This window comes from Ovoidimarina sediminis, assembly GCF_032586175.1.
GTDB classification, from domain to species: Bacteria; Pseudomonadota; Alphaproteobacteria; order Rhodobacterales; family Rhodobacteraceae; genus Ovoidimarina; species Ovoidimarina sediminis.
In genome coordinates, this window is the sequence record NZ_JAWHTE010000002.1 from 164684 (window position 1) to 178901 (window position 14218).

13 protein-coding genes and 1 tRNA gene are annotated in these 14218 nt (G+C 67.0%); 2 read left to right on the forward strand and 12 right to left on the reverse strand.

Annotation, left to right across the window (positions count from 1 at the left end):
- Positions 1-29 precede the first annotated feature (29 nt).
- The 9 genes from RXV90_RS03740 to RXV90_RS03780 all read right to left on the reverse strand — a co-directional run bounded on the left by RXV90_RS03740 (position 30) and on the right by RXV90_RS03780 (position 10469).
- On the reverse strand, positions 30-1142 hold the full coding sequence (locus RXV90_RS03740) for an extracellular solute-binding protein (protein WP_316646962.1): 1113 nt from the start codon (positions 1140-1142) through the stop codon (positions 30-32).
- A 74-nt stretch (positions 1143-1216) separates the two neighbouring features.
- Entirely contained in the window at positions 1217-2326 is a 1110-nt protein-coding gene (locus RXV90_RS03745; RefSeq protein ID WP_410482337.1) for an ABC transporter ATP-binding protein, read from the reverse strand.
- Positions 2327-2409: 83 nt separating this feature from the next.
- Complete coding sequence (locus tag RXV90_RS03750; protein WP_316646963.1) at positions 2410-3345, reverse strand: hypothetical protein; 936 nt, start codon at positions 3343-3345, stop codon at positions 2410-2412.
- 1 nt (position 3346) lies between these two features.
- Entirely contained in the window at positions 3347-4660 is a 1314-nt protein-coding gene (locus RXV90_RS03755; protein ID WP_316646965.1) for a TRAP transporter large permease, read from the reverse strand.
- 6 nt (positions 4661-4666) lie between these two features.
- The gene (locus RXV90_RS03760) at positions 4667-5197 is read right to left on the reverse strand and encodes a TRAP transporter small permease (RefSeq protein WP_316646966.1); all 531 of its coding nucleotides are present in this window, start codon (positions 5195-5197) and stop codon (positions 4667-4669) included.
- 84 nt (positions 5198-5281) lie between these two features.
- On the reverse strand, positions 5282-6259 hold the full coding sequence (locus RXV90_RS03765; protein WP_316646967.1) for a TRAP transporter substrate-binding protein: 978 nt from the start codon (positions 6257-6259) through the stop codon (positions 5282-5284).
- Between the two features lie 49 nt (positions 6260-6308).
- Positions 6309-7577 carry an NAD(P)/FAD-dependent oxidoreductase gene (locus RXV90_RS03770; protein ID WP_316646968.1) on the reverse strand — a complete coding sequence of 423 codons (1269 nt, stop codon included), beginning with the start codon at positions 7575-7577 and terminating at the stop codon, positions 6309-6311.
- 76 nt (positions 7578-7653) lie between these two features.
- Positions 7654-8778 (reverse strand): enolase C-terminal domain-like protein, encoded by a 1125-nt coding sequence (locus tag RXV90_RS03775; RefSeq protein WP_316646970.1) that lies wholly within the window; start codon positions 8776-8778, stop codon positions 7654-7656.
- Positions 8775-10469 carry a thiamine pyrophosphate-binding protein gene (locus RXV90_RS03780; RefSeq protein ID WP_316646971.1) on the reverse strand — a complete coding sequence of 565 codons (1695 nt, stop codon included), beginning with the start codon at positions 10467-10469 and terminating at the stop codon, positions 8775-8777. Before RXV90_RS03780 ends, RXV90_RS03775 begins: the two co-directional genes overlap by 4 nt.
- Positions 10470-10556: 87 nt before the next feature.
- On the opposite strand from RXV90_RS03780, the gene RXV90_RS03785 reads away from it, so the two are divergent.
- Together RXV90_RS03785 and RXV90_RS03790 are read left to right on the forward strand one after the other, a co-directional pair.
- The gene (locus RXV90_RS03785) at positions 10557-11264 is read left to right on the forward strand and encodes a GntR family transcriptional regulator (RefSeq protein ID WP_316646973.1); all 708 of its coding nucleotides are present in this window, start codon (positions 10557-10559) and stop codon (positions 11262-11264) included.
- The gene (locus RXV90_RS03790; RefSeq protein WP_316646974.1) at positions 11254-11973 is read left to right on the forward strand and encodes an aspartate/glutamate racemase family protein; all 720 of its coding nucleotides are present in this window, start codon (positions 11254-11256) and stop codon (positions 11971-11973) included. The genes RXV90_RS03785 and RXV90_RS03790 overlap by 11 nt, the downstream gene beginning before the upstream one ends.
- Before the next feature lie 3 nt (positions 11974-11976).
- On the opposite strand, the gene RXV90_RS03795 is transcribed toward RXV90_RS03790, so the two are convergent.
- From RXV90_RS03795 to RXV90_RS03805, 3 genes are all read right to left on the reverse strand, one after another.
- The gene (locus tag RXV90_RS03795; RefSeq protein WP_316646975.1) at positions 11977-12462 is read right to left on the reverse strand and encodes a flavodoxin family protein; all 486 of its coding nucleotides are present in this window, start codon (positions 12460-12462) and stop codon (positions 11977-11979) included.
- A 68-nt stretch (positions 12463-12530) separates the two neighbouring features.
- Positions 12531-12606: transfer RNA gene (locus tag RXV90_RS03800), tRNA-Thr, on the reverse strand.
- Positions 12607-12641: 35 nt separating this feature from the next.
- A complete protein-coding gene (locus RXV90_RS03805) occupies positions 12642-14216 on the reverse strand; it encodes a heme biosynthesis protein HemY (RefSeq protein WP_316646976.1) in 1575 nt (524 codons plus the stop codon).
- Positions 14217-14218: the final 2 nt, after the last annotated feature.

The following is a 14218-nucleotide window of genomic DNA, read 5'->3' on the forward strand; positions in this document are numbered from 1 at the left end:
CCCGGCTGCGTGGTTCTGGAAGCCGGCCCTTACTGGGCGAGCCAGGCCTGGAACTTGGCGTCCAGGTCGTCGCGATAGTCAGCCCACCATTCGTAGTTGTAGAGGAAGGTGTTCTTCGCGTTTTCCGGATCGGTCGGCATGTGCGGCGCCATTTCGATGCCGAGATCGGCATGGGTCGAAACCAGCGGTGCGGACGAGGCACGGGCCGGGCCGTAAGAGATCCACTTCGCCTGGTCGGCGAGGCGCTGGGTGTCGGTCGCGAAGCGCACGAAATCCTTCACGCGGTTCAGGCGCTCTTCCGGCAGGCCGGTCGGGATGATCCAGCCGTCGAGGTCGAACACCTGGGCGTCCCAGAGCATGGCAACCGGCTGACCCTGCTCTTCGATGAGCGAGAACAGGCGGCCGTTATAGGTGGTGCCCATGACGACTTCGCCGTCGGCCAGAAGCTGCGGCGTGTCGGCGCCGGCGGACCACCAGATCACATCATCCTTGATCGTGTCGAGCTTGGCGAAAGCCTGTGCCTGGCCTTCTTCGGTTTCGAGCACGTCATAGACGTCTTCCTTGGCGACGCCGTCGCAGATCAGGGCCCATTCCATGTTGTTGATCGGGCGCTTTTCGAGCGAACGCTTGCCGGGGTAGGTTTCGGTGTCGAACATCGCGCAGATGCTGGTCGGCGGGTTATCCCCGACCATGTCGGTGCGGTAGCCGGCCGTCGTCGAGTAGACGATCTGCGGGATGTAGCAATCGGACACGATCAGATCGCCGAAATCCTCGGAGGCCGGGGTGCCGTCGGGCGCCGGGGCCAGGAGTTCGTCATGGTCGATTTCCATGGCGAGGCCTTCGTCGCAGAGGCGGATGGCGTCGGAGGCCACCACATCCACGAGATCCCAGGTGACGTTGCCCGCTTCGTTCATGGCGCGGAGCTTGGCGACGGCTTCGGCCGAGCTTTCGTCCCACACCACTTCGAGGCCGTCGTTCATCGCCTTGTAGGGATCCGAATAGGCGTTGATCTGGCTTTGCTGATATGCGCCGCCCCAGCTGACGAGCGTCATGTTGTCAGACATGGCCGCGTGGCTTCCGGCGTAGGCAACGCCTGCCACGGCGAGGGCCGCGCCGGACATCAGGATTGTCTTGGTTTTCATTCCTTGGTTTCTCCTTGCAAACATGCCCTTCTCGTTACCTCCCCCGGGTCGGGCATCGGCCCGGAGGATATCTCTCAGGCGTCAAGCGCCCGGCAATCCTCAGGGAGCCAGCCGATCTTGATCTGCTCGCCGGGCTTGAGACGCACCTGATCGGCGCGGTTCCGCGTCTTGACGATGAAATCGTCGCGTCCGGCGACCTTGAGCCGGGTGCGGAACACGTCGCCCATGTAGATGAATTCGAGCACCTCGGCATCGAGCGTGTGGGCGTCGGGGCCGAGGCCGTCGGGGTTGATTTCGACCCGCTCAGGCCGGATCGAGACGAGCGTGCGTTCGCCCACCTCCGAGACGTTCACGGGCACCGCATCGATCAGGCCGCCATCGTCGAGGCGGACGTTGGCGATGTTGCCGCTGATCGTTTCGACCTTGCCCTGCAGCGTGTTGTTCTCGCCGATGAACTGGGCGACGAAGCTGTTGAGCGGTTTTTCGTAGAGATCGTCGGGGGGTGCGAGCTGCTGGATGACCCCGTCGTCGAACACCGCCACGCGATCGGACATCGTCAGCGCCTCGGTCTGGTCGTGGGTGACGTAGACCGTGGTGATGCCGAGCTGGTGGGCGAGGTTCGTGATCTCGAACTGCATGTGTTCGCGCAGCTGCTTGTCGAGGGCGCCGAGCGGTTCGTCCATCAGCACGAGTTCCGGTTCGAACACGAGGGCGCGGGCGAGCGCGATCCGCTGTTGCTGGCCGCCCGAAAGCTGGGCGGGGCGGCGGCCGCCGAAGGCGCCCATCTGCACCATGTCGAGGGCGCGCTTGACCTTCTTTTCCCGCTCGTCCTTGCCGATCTTGCGGACTTCGAGCGGGAAGGCGAGGTTTTCGGCCACAGTCATGTGGGGAAAGAGCGCGTAGTTCTGGAACACCATCCCGATGCCGCGCTTGTGCGGCGGGATGTTGTTGATCTCTTTCCCGCCCAGGCGAATTTCGCCATGGGTGGCGGTTTCGAAACCGGCGAGCATCATCAGGCAGGTCGTCTTGCCGGATCCCGAGGGCCCCAGCATCGTCAGGAATTCACCCTTTCCGACGGAAAGGTTGAGATCCTTCACCACCAGAGTTTCGCCATCGTAGCTTTTTTGTACGCGTTCGAATTCGACGAACGCCGCACCATTGGCATCGGTTGAGGCCAAGGTCATCTCCCCAAGTTGGTCGCAGGCCCTCTGTGTGGCCTTTCGGGGGGAATAGAACAGGCCATGGCCTTGATTGCAACGGTTCGATGTCAGGTGGGTGTCTGATAGCGCTCCCATGCCTTGTATATCGGCGCCATGACGATGGGTGTCGTGTACATGGGCAGTTGATAGCCGCCGATGAAGGACAGGATCGGATCAGTGGCGCTGGCGGGCAGCGCGACGAGGAAGAGCGCGACGTTCCGGTTTCCGGCGATGATGGATTTCGGCACCGCGTCGGGGGCGCGGCCGAAAACGGCGAGGCCCAGAAGCTGAAGCCCGATGTTGACGGTGAAGGCGAGGGCGATCCAGGCGAGGGCCGTGGAGGGATCGGCGCGAAGCGTGGGCGACAGCCCGGCGAGAAGGCCCACGACGGCGATCGCCATGAGAAGCGCGCCGAGCCCGTCGAGCGCCTCGCGCGCCGGATCGGAGACCTCGCGCATCAGGATGTGGCGAAGGACGAAGGCGAGCGCCGTGGCGGCGGCTATGGTGAGGAGGAGGCGGAGGCCGGCGAGGAGGATCTGCGGCCCCTCGATCCCCGGCAGGAGCCAGAGGACGGGCAGCACTGTCAGCGGCAGCGCGGCGGTTCCGAGGATCATGAGCCGGAGCGCGGGGGCGGGATCGTGGCCGAGGAGGATGGTGAGGTTCGGGCTGCCCGAAATCGAGGGGGCCGACATCATCAGGATCACCGCGAAGACCGCCGGAAGCGCCGCGATGCCGAGCAGGAGGCACACCGCGAGGGTGAGGACGGGCAGCGCGCATTGCAGCAGAAGGACGGTGCGCACCGCGTTGGGCAGCGCCTTCAGCCCGCCCCAGGCCGCGCGCGCGCCGATCCGGAAGGCGGCGACGAAGATCATCAGCGCCACGATTTCCGGCAGCCACGGCTTCAGTGTGAGCGCGGCCCCGGGGAACAGGAACCCGGCGAGAAGCCCCGCGATCAGGCAGGCGCGCCCGTGGCGCGCCGCCCAGCGAAGCGGCGCGGCGATCACCCTAGCCGCCGGGCCGTTGCCGGATGTTATCGGGCAGCCAGGTGGCGAGTTCGGGGAAGGCGATCAGGACGAAGACCATCACCACCATGATGAGGAACATCGGGATCGCGGCGCGGGCGATGAACGTCATCTCGTGGCTGGTCATCCCCTGAAGGACGAAGAGGTTGAACCCGATGGGCGGCGTGATCTGCGCCATTTCCACCACGACGACGATGAAGATGCCGAACCAGATGATATCGATCCCGGCCTGGCGGATCATCGGCTCGACCACCGCCATGGTCAGGACGACCGAGGAGATCCCGTCGAGGAACATGCCGAGGATAATGTAGAAGACGAGGAGCGCCATCAGAAGCTCGAACCGGCTGAGTTCGAGGGAGGCGATCAGATCGGCCAGCCCGCGCGGCAGGCCGGTGAAGCCCATGGACAGCGACAGGAAGGCCGCGCCCGCGAGGATGAGCGCGATCATCGCCGAGGTGCGCACCGCGCCCATCAGGCTTTCGGTGAAGGTGCCCCAGTTGAGCGAGCCCTGGGTGGCGGCGAGGATCAGCGCGCCGATCACGCCGAAGGCGGCGGCCTCGGTCGCCGTTGCGTAACCGAGATACATCGAGCCGATGACGACGAGGATCAGGCAGATCACCGGGATCAGGAAGCGCGAGTTCGCGATCTTCTCGGCGAAGGTCATCGGCGTTTCGGGGGTTGGCGCGAAATCCTTCGAGACGAAGGACATGATCGCGACATAGGCCATGAACATCCCCGCGAGCACGAGGCCGGGGAAGATGCCCGCCATGAAAAGCTTGGTGATCGATTCGTTGATCGTGACGCCGTAGACGATCAGCGTCAGGGACGGCGGGATCATGAGCCCCAGCGTGGCCGCCCCGGCGAGTGTGCCGATGACCATGCGCTCGGGGTACTGGCGTTTGCGGAGTTCGGGGATCGACATCTTGCCGACCGTCGTCAGCGTGGCGGCGGAGGAGCCGGAGACGGCGGCGAAGACGGTGCAGCCCACGATATTGGTGTGGACGAGGCCGCCCGGCAGGCGCGCGAGCCAGGGCGAGAGGCCCCGGAACATGTCTTCGGACAATCGCGTTCGGTAGAGGATTTCGCCCATCCAGATGAAGAGCGGGAGGGCTGTGAGCGTCCAGGATGACGAGGCGCCCCAGATCCGGGTGATCATGGCGTCGCCCGGCGGGCGGGGGGTGAACATTTCCATCCCCACATAGGCCACGCCCATGAGCGCGAGGCCGACCCAGACACCCGAGCCGAGGAGGAAGAAGAGAACGAAGAGGAAGATCGCGATGGGAAGAAGCTGTTCCATGGCCCGTTACTCCGCGTGGCTCTGATCGACGAGATCGCTGCGGATGCCGTGTTCGCCCCGGAAGAGAAGCTGCACGAGGTGATCCCAGAAGGCGATGGCGAGAAGGATCGCGCCGACCGCCATGGAAATCTGCGGGATCCAGATCGGGGTTTTGTCGAGGCCCTGGCTGATCTCGTTCCAGCGCCAGGAGATGTAGGTGCCCTTCACCGCGTACCAGGCGAAATAGGTGGCGATGAGCGTGCCGACGGCGAAGCAGAAGGTTTCGCCCCAGCGGCGTTTCGAGCCCATCGCCGACAGCACCAGCGACACCCGGATATGGGCGCCGTGATTGAGCGCATAGGCGAAGGCGAAGAAGGAGGCCGCGGCCATGCAGTAGCCCGCGTAATCGGTGGCGCCGGGGAAGACCTGCCCCGTCCAGCGCGCCAGCATCTGAAGCACGATGATGGTGAGGATCGCGATCAGGAAGAGCGAGGCGATGATCCCGCCGGTGAGATAGAGTGCGTCAAGAATACGCCTGAGCGCGCGCGCTGCCGCCATTGTCCCCGTTCCCTCTTTTTTGTGGATCTGCGGGGCCGGAATCGGGGCCGTGACGGCCCCGGGCGCCCGGCCCCGCCCGTGCCGTCAGTTCGAGGCGTTGTAGGCGTCGACAATCGCCTTGCCGTCTTCGCCGGCGGTGGCGAGCCACTCTTCGGTCATCGTGGCGCCGATTTCCTTCAGCTGGCTGACCAGCGTGTCGGAGGCGTTCGTCACCGACATGCCGCCTTCCTTCAGGCCGTCGAGCGTGAACTGGGTGTAATCCTTCGAGCGGGCCAGGCCTTCGGCCTTAGCCGACGCCGCGCAGGATTCGAGCACGCCCTTCGTTTCGTCCGACAGCCCGTTCCAGGCGTCGTTGTTCACGAAGACGACGTTGCGCGGCAGCCAGGCGTCGACGATGTAGAAGTAGTTCAGATGCTCCCACACCTTGCGGTCATAGCCGGTGGCGCCCGAGGAGATCATCGAATCGGCGACGCCCGTGGCGAAGGCCTGGCTGATCTCGGCCGCTTCGATCTGGACCGGCAGCATGCCGGTCAGTTCCGCGAGCCGCGCGGTGGCGGTGGAGTAGGAGCGGAACTTCACGCCCTTCATGTCGTCGACCGAGTTGACCTCGTTGCGGAAGTAGAGGCCCTGCGGCGGCCACGGCACCGAATAGAGATAGTGCAGGTTTTCCTCGTCGAGCGCTTCGGCGACCTTCGGCCCGGCGATTTCCCAGAGCTTTTCGTGCTGGTCGAAGGACGAGACGAGGAAGGGCACCGAATCGACGCCGTAAAGAGGGTTCTCGTTCTGGTGCGCCGAGATCAGGCGTTCGCCGATGGCGGCCTGGCCGGTTTGCACGGCGCGCTTGATCTCGTTTCCGGGGAAGAGCGAGCCGGAGGGGTGGGTGACGATCTCGAGATCGCCGCCGGTGCCGTCGGTCACGCATTTGGCGAAGTTCGCGCCGACTTCCGAATGGAAGTTGGTGGCGGCATAGGCCATCGGCATATCCCACTTTTCGGCCGCGGCCGGAAGCGCGGCGGCGGCGGTGAGCGCCGTTGCTGCCAAGAGGCTGGTGAGTTTCTTCATGGTCTGTCTCCCTTGTTGAGCTTGTTGGCCGGTCGTTTCGCTGCCGGCCTCAGGCGAACCGTGCAGGCGAATATGCCGTCAGGTCAATGTTCGGCGGTCTGGCCGACATGGATTGGGCGAGAAGGCGGCCCGTGCGGGGGCCGGCCGTCAGGCCGATGTGGTGGTGTCCGAAGGCGAGGAAGGCACCTTTCGGCCCCGGGGCCTCGCCGATCACCGGGATCGAATCGGCGGGCGCGGGGCGGTGGCCCATCCATTCCTTCGTGTCGTCCCAGGTGAGGCCCGGGAAGGTGCTGGAGGCCGCGCGTTTCAGAAGATCGAAAGGCGCGCGGGAGGGCGGGGTATCGAGGCCGCCGAATTCGACCACACCGGCAAGGCGCAGGCGGCCTTCCATCGGGGTGGCGACGAACTTGCCCGAGGTGATCATCACCGGGGAGCGGGGCTGGACCGAGGGGTTCCAGAGTTCGAGGTGATAGCCGCGTTCGCTTTCGAGCGGGACGCTGAGGCCCAGGGTCTTCGACAGCGGCCCCGACCAGACGCCGGTGGCGATCACGGCGGCGTCGCAGGGGAGGGTTTCGCCGCCCGCGCGGACGCCCGTGACGCGGCCGCCCTCGCGGATAATGTCGGTGGCTTCGGCGGTGATCAGCCTTGCGCCGTTTTCGACGGCGTGGTCGGCCAGATCCTTGACGTATTGCCCCGGGTCGGCGATGCGCCCGTGCCCGCCCAGGCGGATCGCGAATTTGAACCGGTCGGCGAAGACGGGATCGTAGGCCCTGAAGGCGGCGGCATCGAGTTCGTCCCACCGATGGCCGTGGCTTTTGCGGATATCCCAGACGAAGCTGTCGCCTTCGAAGGCCGCCCTGTCCTTGTAGACGAAGACGTAATCGGACGGCACGATCCAGCGTTCGGCCTTCGTGCCCCGGGCGAGGGCCTGGTGTTCTTCAAGGCTGTCCGCGACGACCCCGTTGATGGCGCTGGCGATGCGGCGGGTGTCGGCGGGGTTGGCGTTCGAGAGGTATTTGCGCAGCCACGGCAGGAGGCGCGGCAGGTAGGACCATTTGAGGAAGAGCGGCTGGTCGGGATCGAAGAGCATCTTCGGCGCCTTGCCGATGAGGCCCGGCACGGTGACCGGCACCATCGCGCAGGTGGCGAGCACCCCGCCATTGCCGTAGCTCGTGCCTTCGCCCGGCCCGGCCCTGTCGAGAAGCGTGACCTGCCAGCCGTCGCGCTGCAGCCAGATCGCGGTGGAGACCCCGACGATCCCGGCGCCGATGATGACGGCGTGGCGCGTGGGGGTTTTGTTGTGGTCCGCCGGGCTCATTGGCCACGCTCCACATGATTCGACAGGGGTAGTCTGTCGGATTTTTGCGTTTCGTCAACGAAATGTTGATAAATTGTCATCGTTTCGTCCATTCCGCTGCCGCCACCCTGTCGGGATCGGGGCAAAGGCCGAGGCCCGGGCCGGTGGGCAGAACAAGCGCACCGTCCTTCAGTTCGATCTCGCCGTCGAGCAGATCTTCGACGAGGTAGTAGCGCGCCTGGTAGAATTCGCAGCCAAGCGTAATTTCCGGGCAGGCCGCGACCATGTGGAGGCCGGGGAGGTGGCCTAGGCCGGATTCGAACATGTCGCCGCCATAGGCGGAGAGCCCGGCCTCGGCGGCCATGCGCGCGACCTCCGCCCCCCGGACCGGGCCGCCGGATTTCATCACCTTGACCGACACGCCGTCGCAGATGCCTTCGCGGATCGCGCGGGCCATATCCTCGGGTCCGAAGACGCTTTCGTCAGCGAGGAGGGGGATGTCTGTGAGGCCGCGGAGCCGGGCCATGGTGTCGTAGTCGTGGAAGGCCACCGGCTGTTCGATGAAGGTGGGGGCGAAGCGCGCGACCTCGGGCACCTGCGCGAGCGCTTCGTCGGCGGTGAGGCCCTGGTTGTAATCGACGCGCACATCGAGTGCCGGGAAATGGGTGCGGAGGTGTTCGAGGCGGCGAAGATCGAAGGCGTGATCGCGAAAGCCCGTCTTCAGCTTCACGATGCCCACGCCGTCGGCGGTGAGGCGTTCGAGAAGGCGGATGTCCTGATCGAAATCGGGATCGGCGATGGAGACCGACAGCGGCACCGACGATTTCGGATCGGGGCCGAGGAGGCGGGCGACGGGGAGGCCGCGGACCCGGCCTTCGAGATCGAGGAGCGCGCTTTCGAGGGCCGCCTTGGCCTCTGTGCAATGGGCGACGGCGCGGCGGGCCTGTGCCATGAGCGCGGGGCGATCGGAAAGCTTGCGGCCTTCGACGAGAGGCCGGATGTAGCGATCCAGCGCCGCGAAGCTGGCTTCGGGCGAGCCGGTGAACACGGACCATGCCGCCGCTTCGCCCCAGCCTTCGGTTCCGTCTTCGAGGGTGAGGCGGAGGAGGACGACCTCGCAGGCATCGGAAACCGTGCCGATCCCGTGCGAGCGTTTCGACCGGACCGGCAGGCGGCAGTGCCAGACCCGGTAGCCGGTGATGACCTGGTCGAGATCGCTCACGCCACCCATTCCGAGACCGGGGCCGCCGCATCGTGCAGGGGCTGGGAGATCACGTCGATCAGCGCAGGGCCGTCATGGGCGAGCGCTTTCGCGATGGTGGCGTCGAGCGCGCGCGGGTCGTCCACCGTCCAGGAGGCGACGCCGAAGGCGCGGGCCACCGCGGCGTGATCGGTGACGCCGAAATCGACGTTGTGATATCGCGCGCCAAAGCCCGATTTCTGGCCCGCCTTGATCCAGCCGAAGACGGCGTTCGAGAAGACAAGCGCCTTGATCGGGAGGCCGAGGCGGACGATGGTTTCGAATTCGCCGCAGGAGAAGCCGAAGGAGCCGTCGCCCATCAGCGCGAGCACGGTGGCGTCTGGCCGCGCGACCTGGGCGCCGGCGGCGGCGGCAAGCGCGTAGCCCAGCGCGCCATGGGCGCGGTTGGTGATGAAGTGCCGCCGGACGCGGCGCCAGCGGTAATGGGCGGAGACGTAGGGACAGGGCGTGCCCGGATCGGCGCAGATCACCGCGTCTTCGGGGAGCGCGCGGGCGAGCGCCGCGATGGTTGCCTCGGGGGTAACGGGGCCCGAGGTGGCATCCGCAAGCGGGCGGAAGGCGGCAAGCTTGGCGGCCCAGGCCTTTGTCGCGAGCGCCGCGCCGCCGTGATCGGCGGCGGGCCTGTCGTCAAGCGCGGCGTTGAGCGCTTCGAGTGCCGCGCGGGCATCGGCGGCGATGGCGATTTCGGTGTCGTAATTCGCGCCGATCACCGCGGGGTCGCTGTCGATATGGGCGATGCGCTGGCCCGGGGCCGGGGAGCGCCAGCGCTCGGTCGTGACCGACCCGGCGCGGCAGCCGATGAAGAGGATGAGATCGGCGGCGTCGACGATGGCGCGGGTGGCGGGGACGCCGCCGTTCGAGCCGACGACGCCGATGGCCTGGGGATGGGTTTCTGCGATCGCGCCCTGCCCCGAGACGGTGGTGGCGACGGGCACGTTCAGGCGTTCCGCCAGTTGGCGGAGCGCGTCTTCCGCCCCCGCGATCACCGGGCCGCCACCGCAGATGACGAGGGCGCGGGAGGTTTCGGTGAGGGCGCGGGCCAGATCCTCAATCGCGGCCGGATCGGGGCTGGCGGGGAGTGCCGGGAAGCGGGTGTGGCGGGGATCGGCCCAGATCTCGCGCGCATCGGCGGGGGCTTTCTGGACATCGAAGGGGAGCGCCATGTGCACCGCGCCCGGGCGGCCCGTCGTCATCTCGCGGAACGCGCGGCGGACCATGGCGGGAAGCCGCGCGGCATCGCTGAAGGTGGCGTTCCATTTCGTCAGCGGGCGGAACAGCGCCTCCTGATCCAGTTCGGTCAGGGGGTAGCGGCCCGCGGATGTCTGCGCCACATCGGTGGTGATGGCGAGGATGGGGATCGAGCTTTCATTGGCCTCGACCACGCCGGGCAGGATGTAGGTGGCCCCGCCGCCGGACGGCCCTTCGCACACCCCCGGCTTGCCGGTGAGCCGGGCATAGGCATCGGCCATGTAGCCCGCGTGGCGTTCGTCGCGGGTGAGGATGTGATCGATCCCGGCCCCGTCGCGGGCCATCGCGTCGTAGAACGGGAGTGACGTATCCCCGCAGAGCCCGAAGATATGCCGGACCTCGTAGGCCTTTAGCATCGCGACAAGAGCATCGGCGCCGGTGGGGGTGTTGGGGGAGTGAGACATGCTGACCACACTGCTGTATACAGCATTGAATAATTGACTTCGCCGCCGCATCTGTCAACGTTCCTTTCGAAGAGGAGCCCTGTCGCAATGTCCATCCCCCGGGTCGACGCCATCTATGACGTGCTGAAGGCCAAGAGCATCGCCTTCGCCTTTCGCCCGGGCGACCGTCTGAACGAGGTTGCGCTGGCGCGGGAGCTTGAGGCGAGCCGCACGCCCTTGCGCGAGGCGCTGAACCGGCTGGTGTCGGAGGGGCTTGTGACGTTCCGGCCCGGCGAGGGGTTTTTCGCCCGGCCGCTGGAGCCGAAGACGATCTATGACCTGTACGAGCTTCGGGTGATCCTTGAAACGGCGGCGGTGCGGCTGGCGGTGGAGCGGGCCGGAGAGGCGGAGCTTGCGGCCTTCGCCGCGCGGCATGCCGATGCCGAAGCGCGGCTGAAGGGGATGACGATCGGCGAGGCGGCGGAGGATGACGAGGCGTTTCACATGGGCATCGCCCGGCTGACCGGGAACGCGGCGCTGGAGGCCCGGCTGAACGGGGTGAACGAACAGATCCGGGTGGTGCGCTGGGTCGACATGACGAAACGCATCCGCGACACGAAGACCGAACACGCCGGCATGATCGACGCGCTTCTGGCGCGGGACGGGGTGGGGGCCGCGGCGCTGATGGAGCGGCACATCACCCGGCGGATGGATCAGGTGATGGACGCGGTGCGCGAGGGCATTTCGCATATCTACATGGATGGGTCGGACGCGCTGGCGGCGCGCCCGGCGGTGGAGGCCGGCGATGCGGGTTGAGGGCCGCAAGGCGATCTATGGTGCCTCAGTCGGGATCCTGATGCTGGAGGCGCGGTTTCCGCGGATTCCGGGCGATATGGGGCATGCGGGCACCTGGGAGTTTCCGGTGCTTTACCGGGTGGTGCGCGATGCCTCGCCCGACCGGGTGGTGCGGAAGGGGGCCGAAGGGCTTTTGCCCGAGTTCATCGACGCCGCGCGGGGCCTCGAACGCGACGGGGCGGACGGGATCACCACGAATTGCGGGTTCCTCGCGCTGTTTCAGAAGGAATTGTCGGAGGCGGTGGGCATTCCGGTCGCGACATCCTCTCTCCAGCAGGTGGGGATGGTGAACGCGCTTCTGCCGGCGGGGAAGCGGGCGGGGATCCTGACGATTTCGGGTTCCACCCTGACCGAGCGGCATCTTGCGGGGGCAGGCGTGCCCGAAGGCACGCCCATCGAGACGACGGAAGGCGGCGAGAGTTTCACCGAGGCGATCCTGGGCGATGCGCTCGCCCTCGACGTGGCGGCGGCGGAGCGGGACAACGTGGCCGCCGCGCGGCGGCTGTTGGAGCGGCATCCGGAGGTGGGGGCGATCGTTCTGGAATGCACGAACATGACGCCCTATGCGCGCGCGATCCGGCGGGCCACGGGGGTGCCGGTGTTTTCGGTCGTGGGGTTCGTCACCTGGTTTCAGGCCAGCCTTCAGCCGAAGCGCTGGGCGCTGGACTAGGGTTCAGAACACCCCGAGGCTGAGGCCCGCGGCCATCGCCGCGCCAAGCTCGCGGCAGCGGGCGAGATCGGGCCCGGCAATCGTCTTTTCGGCAAGGATCGCCTCGGGCGTCTGGGCGTGGGTGCAGACGATCAGGGGTGGCTGAACCTCGCGCAGGCGCCAGCCCTGGGCGATGCGGGCGGTTTGCCGGGCCGCGCCCTCGCCATCCGACCCGGCGCAGATCATCTGGGCGTAGGGGCGGCCCTCGATCCGGCCGAGGACGGGGTAATAGCAGCGGTCGAAGAAATCCTTCATCACGCCGGAGAGGGAGGCGAGGTTTTCCGGGGCGCAGAAGAGATATCCGGCGGCGGCGAGGAGCATCTCGGGCTCGGCCGTCGCGGCGGGGATCAGCGTCGTCGGCGTCTCGTCCCGCGCGGCCTCTACGGCGGCCTCGGCCATCTGGCGGCTGCCGCCGGTGCGGGAGTGGTAGACGATGAGGAGTTCGGCCATGGGGTGAGGGAATAGCGCGGGTAGCGCGAAAACACCATGTCGAGCGGGACGGGATTTCGGGAAAGCGCTGGTGCCGCTGAAGGGACTCGAACCCCCGACCCCATCATTACGAATGACGTGCTCTACCAGCTGAGCTACAGCGGCGCCGGGGGCCTCTTAGCAGGGGTCGCGTGAGAGGGCTAGCCCGTTTTTCGGTGCTCTTCGATTTCGCCTTCCGGCGGGGCCGGTTCGGCGTCGGCGTCGATGACGACCGCCTCGTTCTGGTTGCTGGGTTCCGCTGTGGTATCCGGGGTTTCGGGGGCGTCGGGCCCGGGAGCCTCCTCCGCCGGGGCGGCGAGTTCGACGGGCTCTGCCGGCGGCTCCTCTTTCGCGGGTTCGGGCGTGCCGACGATCAGGGGCAGCATGGCGCCGCCCTGCATGGCCGTTTCGCTGCCCTGCGGGGCCTCGCGCCAGTCGAGCGAATCGAAGGCGCCGCAATTGCCGCAGACGGGCGTCCAGTGGCCCGGGATGTGCTGGCAGTTGCCGCAGACCCATTGCGGGCCGCGGGAGGCGTTCACCGCGCGGGCGAGATAGCCCTTCACGATCGAATCCCCGGCCCCCTCGCCACGTTCGATCGCGGCCATGATCGTGAGGCTGCGGGCCGTCGGCGCCTCTTCCGCCAGCGTTCCCATGGCGCGGCGGGCGTCGCCGAAGTTTTCGGCGGCGATGTTGAGTTCGGCAAGCAGCATCTTCGTTTCGGGATCGCCGGCGTGCTGGCGGGTCAGGGCCGTGAAGCGCTTGAGCCGGGCCTCGGGCGTCTCATCGGGTTCGATCGTGCCGAAGGCGGCGGCGAGATCGGGATGGGGCCGGGCGTTCCACGCCTTCGTCAGTACGCGGGCGGCGTATTTCTTCTGCCCCTTCTCGATATAGCTTTCGGCGGCCATGACGGCGGCGGGCACGAGATCGGGCGACAGCTTGTTCGCCTGGATCGCGGTTTCGCGGGCCTCGATCGACTTGCCTTCCTCGACGATGGACTTCGCCTCGCCCAGCGCGAGGACGGCGTCGCGGCGGCGGTGGACGTTGCGCGGCAGCGTGCCGTATTTGAGCTTTGCGCCAAGGGTCTGGCGCGCGCCGCTCCAATCCCCGTGATCGGCCTGGAGGCGGAGGAGGATATCCTGCGTCTCTTCATGCCGGGGTTTGAGCGCGAAGGCCTTTTCGGCGAGCTTCATCGCGGTGTCGGTGTCGCCCGCGGCGAGCTTCTGCTTCATGATCCCGCGGACGCCGACGAAACGGGTGCGCTCATCCTGCAGAAGGCGCTTGTACACCTCTTCGGCCTTGGCGCGGTCGCCTGACATTTCCGCTGCCTGGGCGGTGATGAGGTTGGTGAGTTCGGGCCGCTTGAGGTAGCGCTCGGCGCGGGCCGCCTTGGCCATGGCCGCCCTGCCCTCTCCGGACGCGAGTGCCATGAGACCGTCGGCCAGCGCCTCGAACCCCTTGCGTTCGCGCGCGCGGCCGCGCCAGCGGGTGATCGCGGTTTCATCGCCGCTGAGGAAGCGCAGGATCGCGACCGTCAGGCTGAGGAGTTTCAGGACAAGCCAGAGGGCCACCAGAAGCAGGCCGATCCCGATCAGCGCCTGAAGGGGCCCGAGGTTGAATTCGATGGTGCCGATCGCGACGCGCACGCCGCCGCCGGTTTCGAGAAGGATCCCCGCGCCCCAGGTCAGTGCCGCGATGAGGCCGATAAACAGAACGATCTTTATGAGCGACCAGAGCATGG

What these genes read in the sequence shown, in the direction of transcription:
- RXV90_RS03790 (WP_316646974.1), top strand. Translation starts at nt 11,254, where the DNA reads ATGCGGGTTGAGGGCCGCAAGGCGATCTATGGTGCCTCAGTCGGGATC.
- RXV90_RS03765 (WP_316646967.1), bottom strand. Translation starts at nt 6,259, where the DNA reads ATGAAGAAACTCACCAGCCTCTTGGCAGCAACGGCGCTCACCGCCGCC.
- RXV90_RS03770 (WP_316646968.1), bottom strand. Translation starts at nt 7,577, where the DNA reads ATGAGCCCGGCGGACCACAACAAAACCCCCACGCGCCACGCCGTCATC.
- RXV90_RS03780 (WP_316646971.1), bottom strand. Translation starts at nt 10,469, where the DNA reads ATGTCTCACTCCCCCAACACCCCCACCGGCGCCGATGCTCTTGTCGCG.
- RXV90_RS03740 (WP_316646962.1), bottom strand. Translation starts at nt 1,142, where the DNA reads ATGAAAACCAAGACAATCCTGATGTCCGGCGCGGCCCTCGCCGTGGCA.
- RXV90_RS03755 (WP_316646965.1), bottom strand. Translation starts at nt 4,660, where the DNA reads ATGGAACAGCTTCTTCCCATCGCGATCTTCCTCTTCGTTCTCTTCTTC.
- RXV90_RS03805 (WP_316646976.1), bottom strand. Translation starts at nt 14,216, where the DNA reads ATGCTCTGGTCGCTCATAAAGATCGTTCTGTTTATCGGCCTCATCGCG.
- RXV90_RS03795 (WP_316646975.1), bottom strand. Translation starts at nt 12,462, where the DNA reads ATGGCCGAACTCCTCATCGTCTACCACTCCCGCACCGGCGGCAGCCGC.
- RXV90_RS03760 (WP_316646966.1), bottom strand. Translation starts at nt 5,197, where the DNA reads ATGGCGGCAGCGCGCGCGCTCAGGCGTATTCTTGACGCACTCTATCTC.
- RXV90_RS03785 (WP_316646973.1), top strand. Translation starts at nt 10,557, where the DNA reads ATGTCCATCCCCCGGGTCGACGCCATCTATGACGTGCTGAAGGCCAAG.
- RXV90_RS03745 (WP_410482337.1), bottom strand. Translation starts at nt 2,326, where the DNA reads ATGACCTTGGCCTCAACCGATGCCAATGGTGCGGCGTTCGTCGAATTC.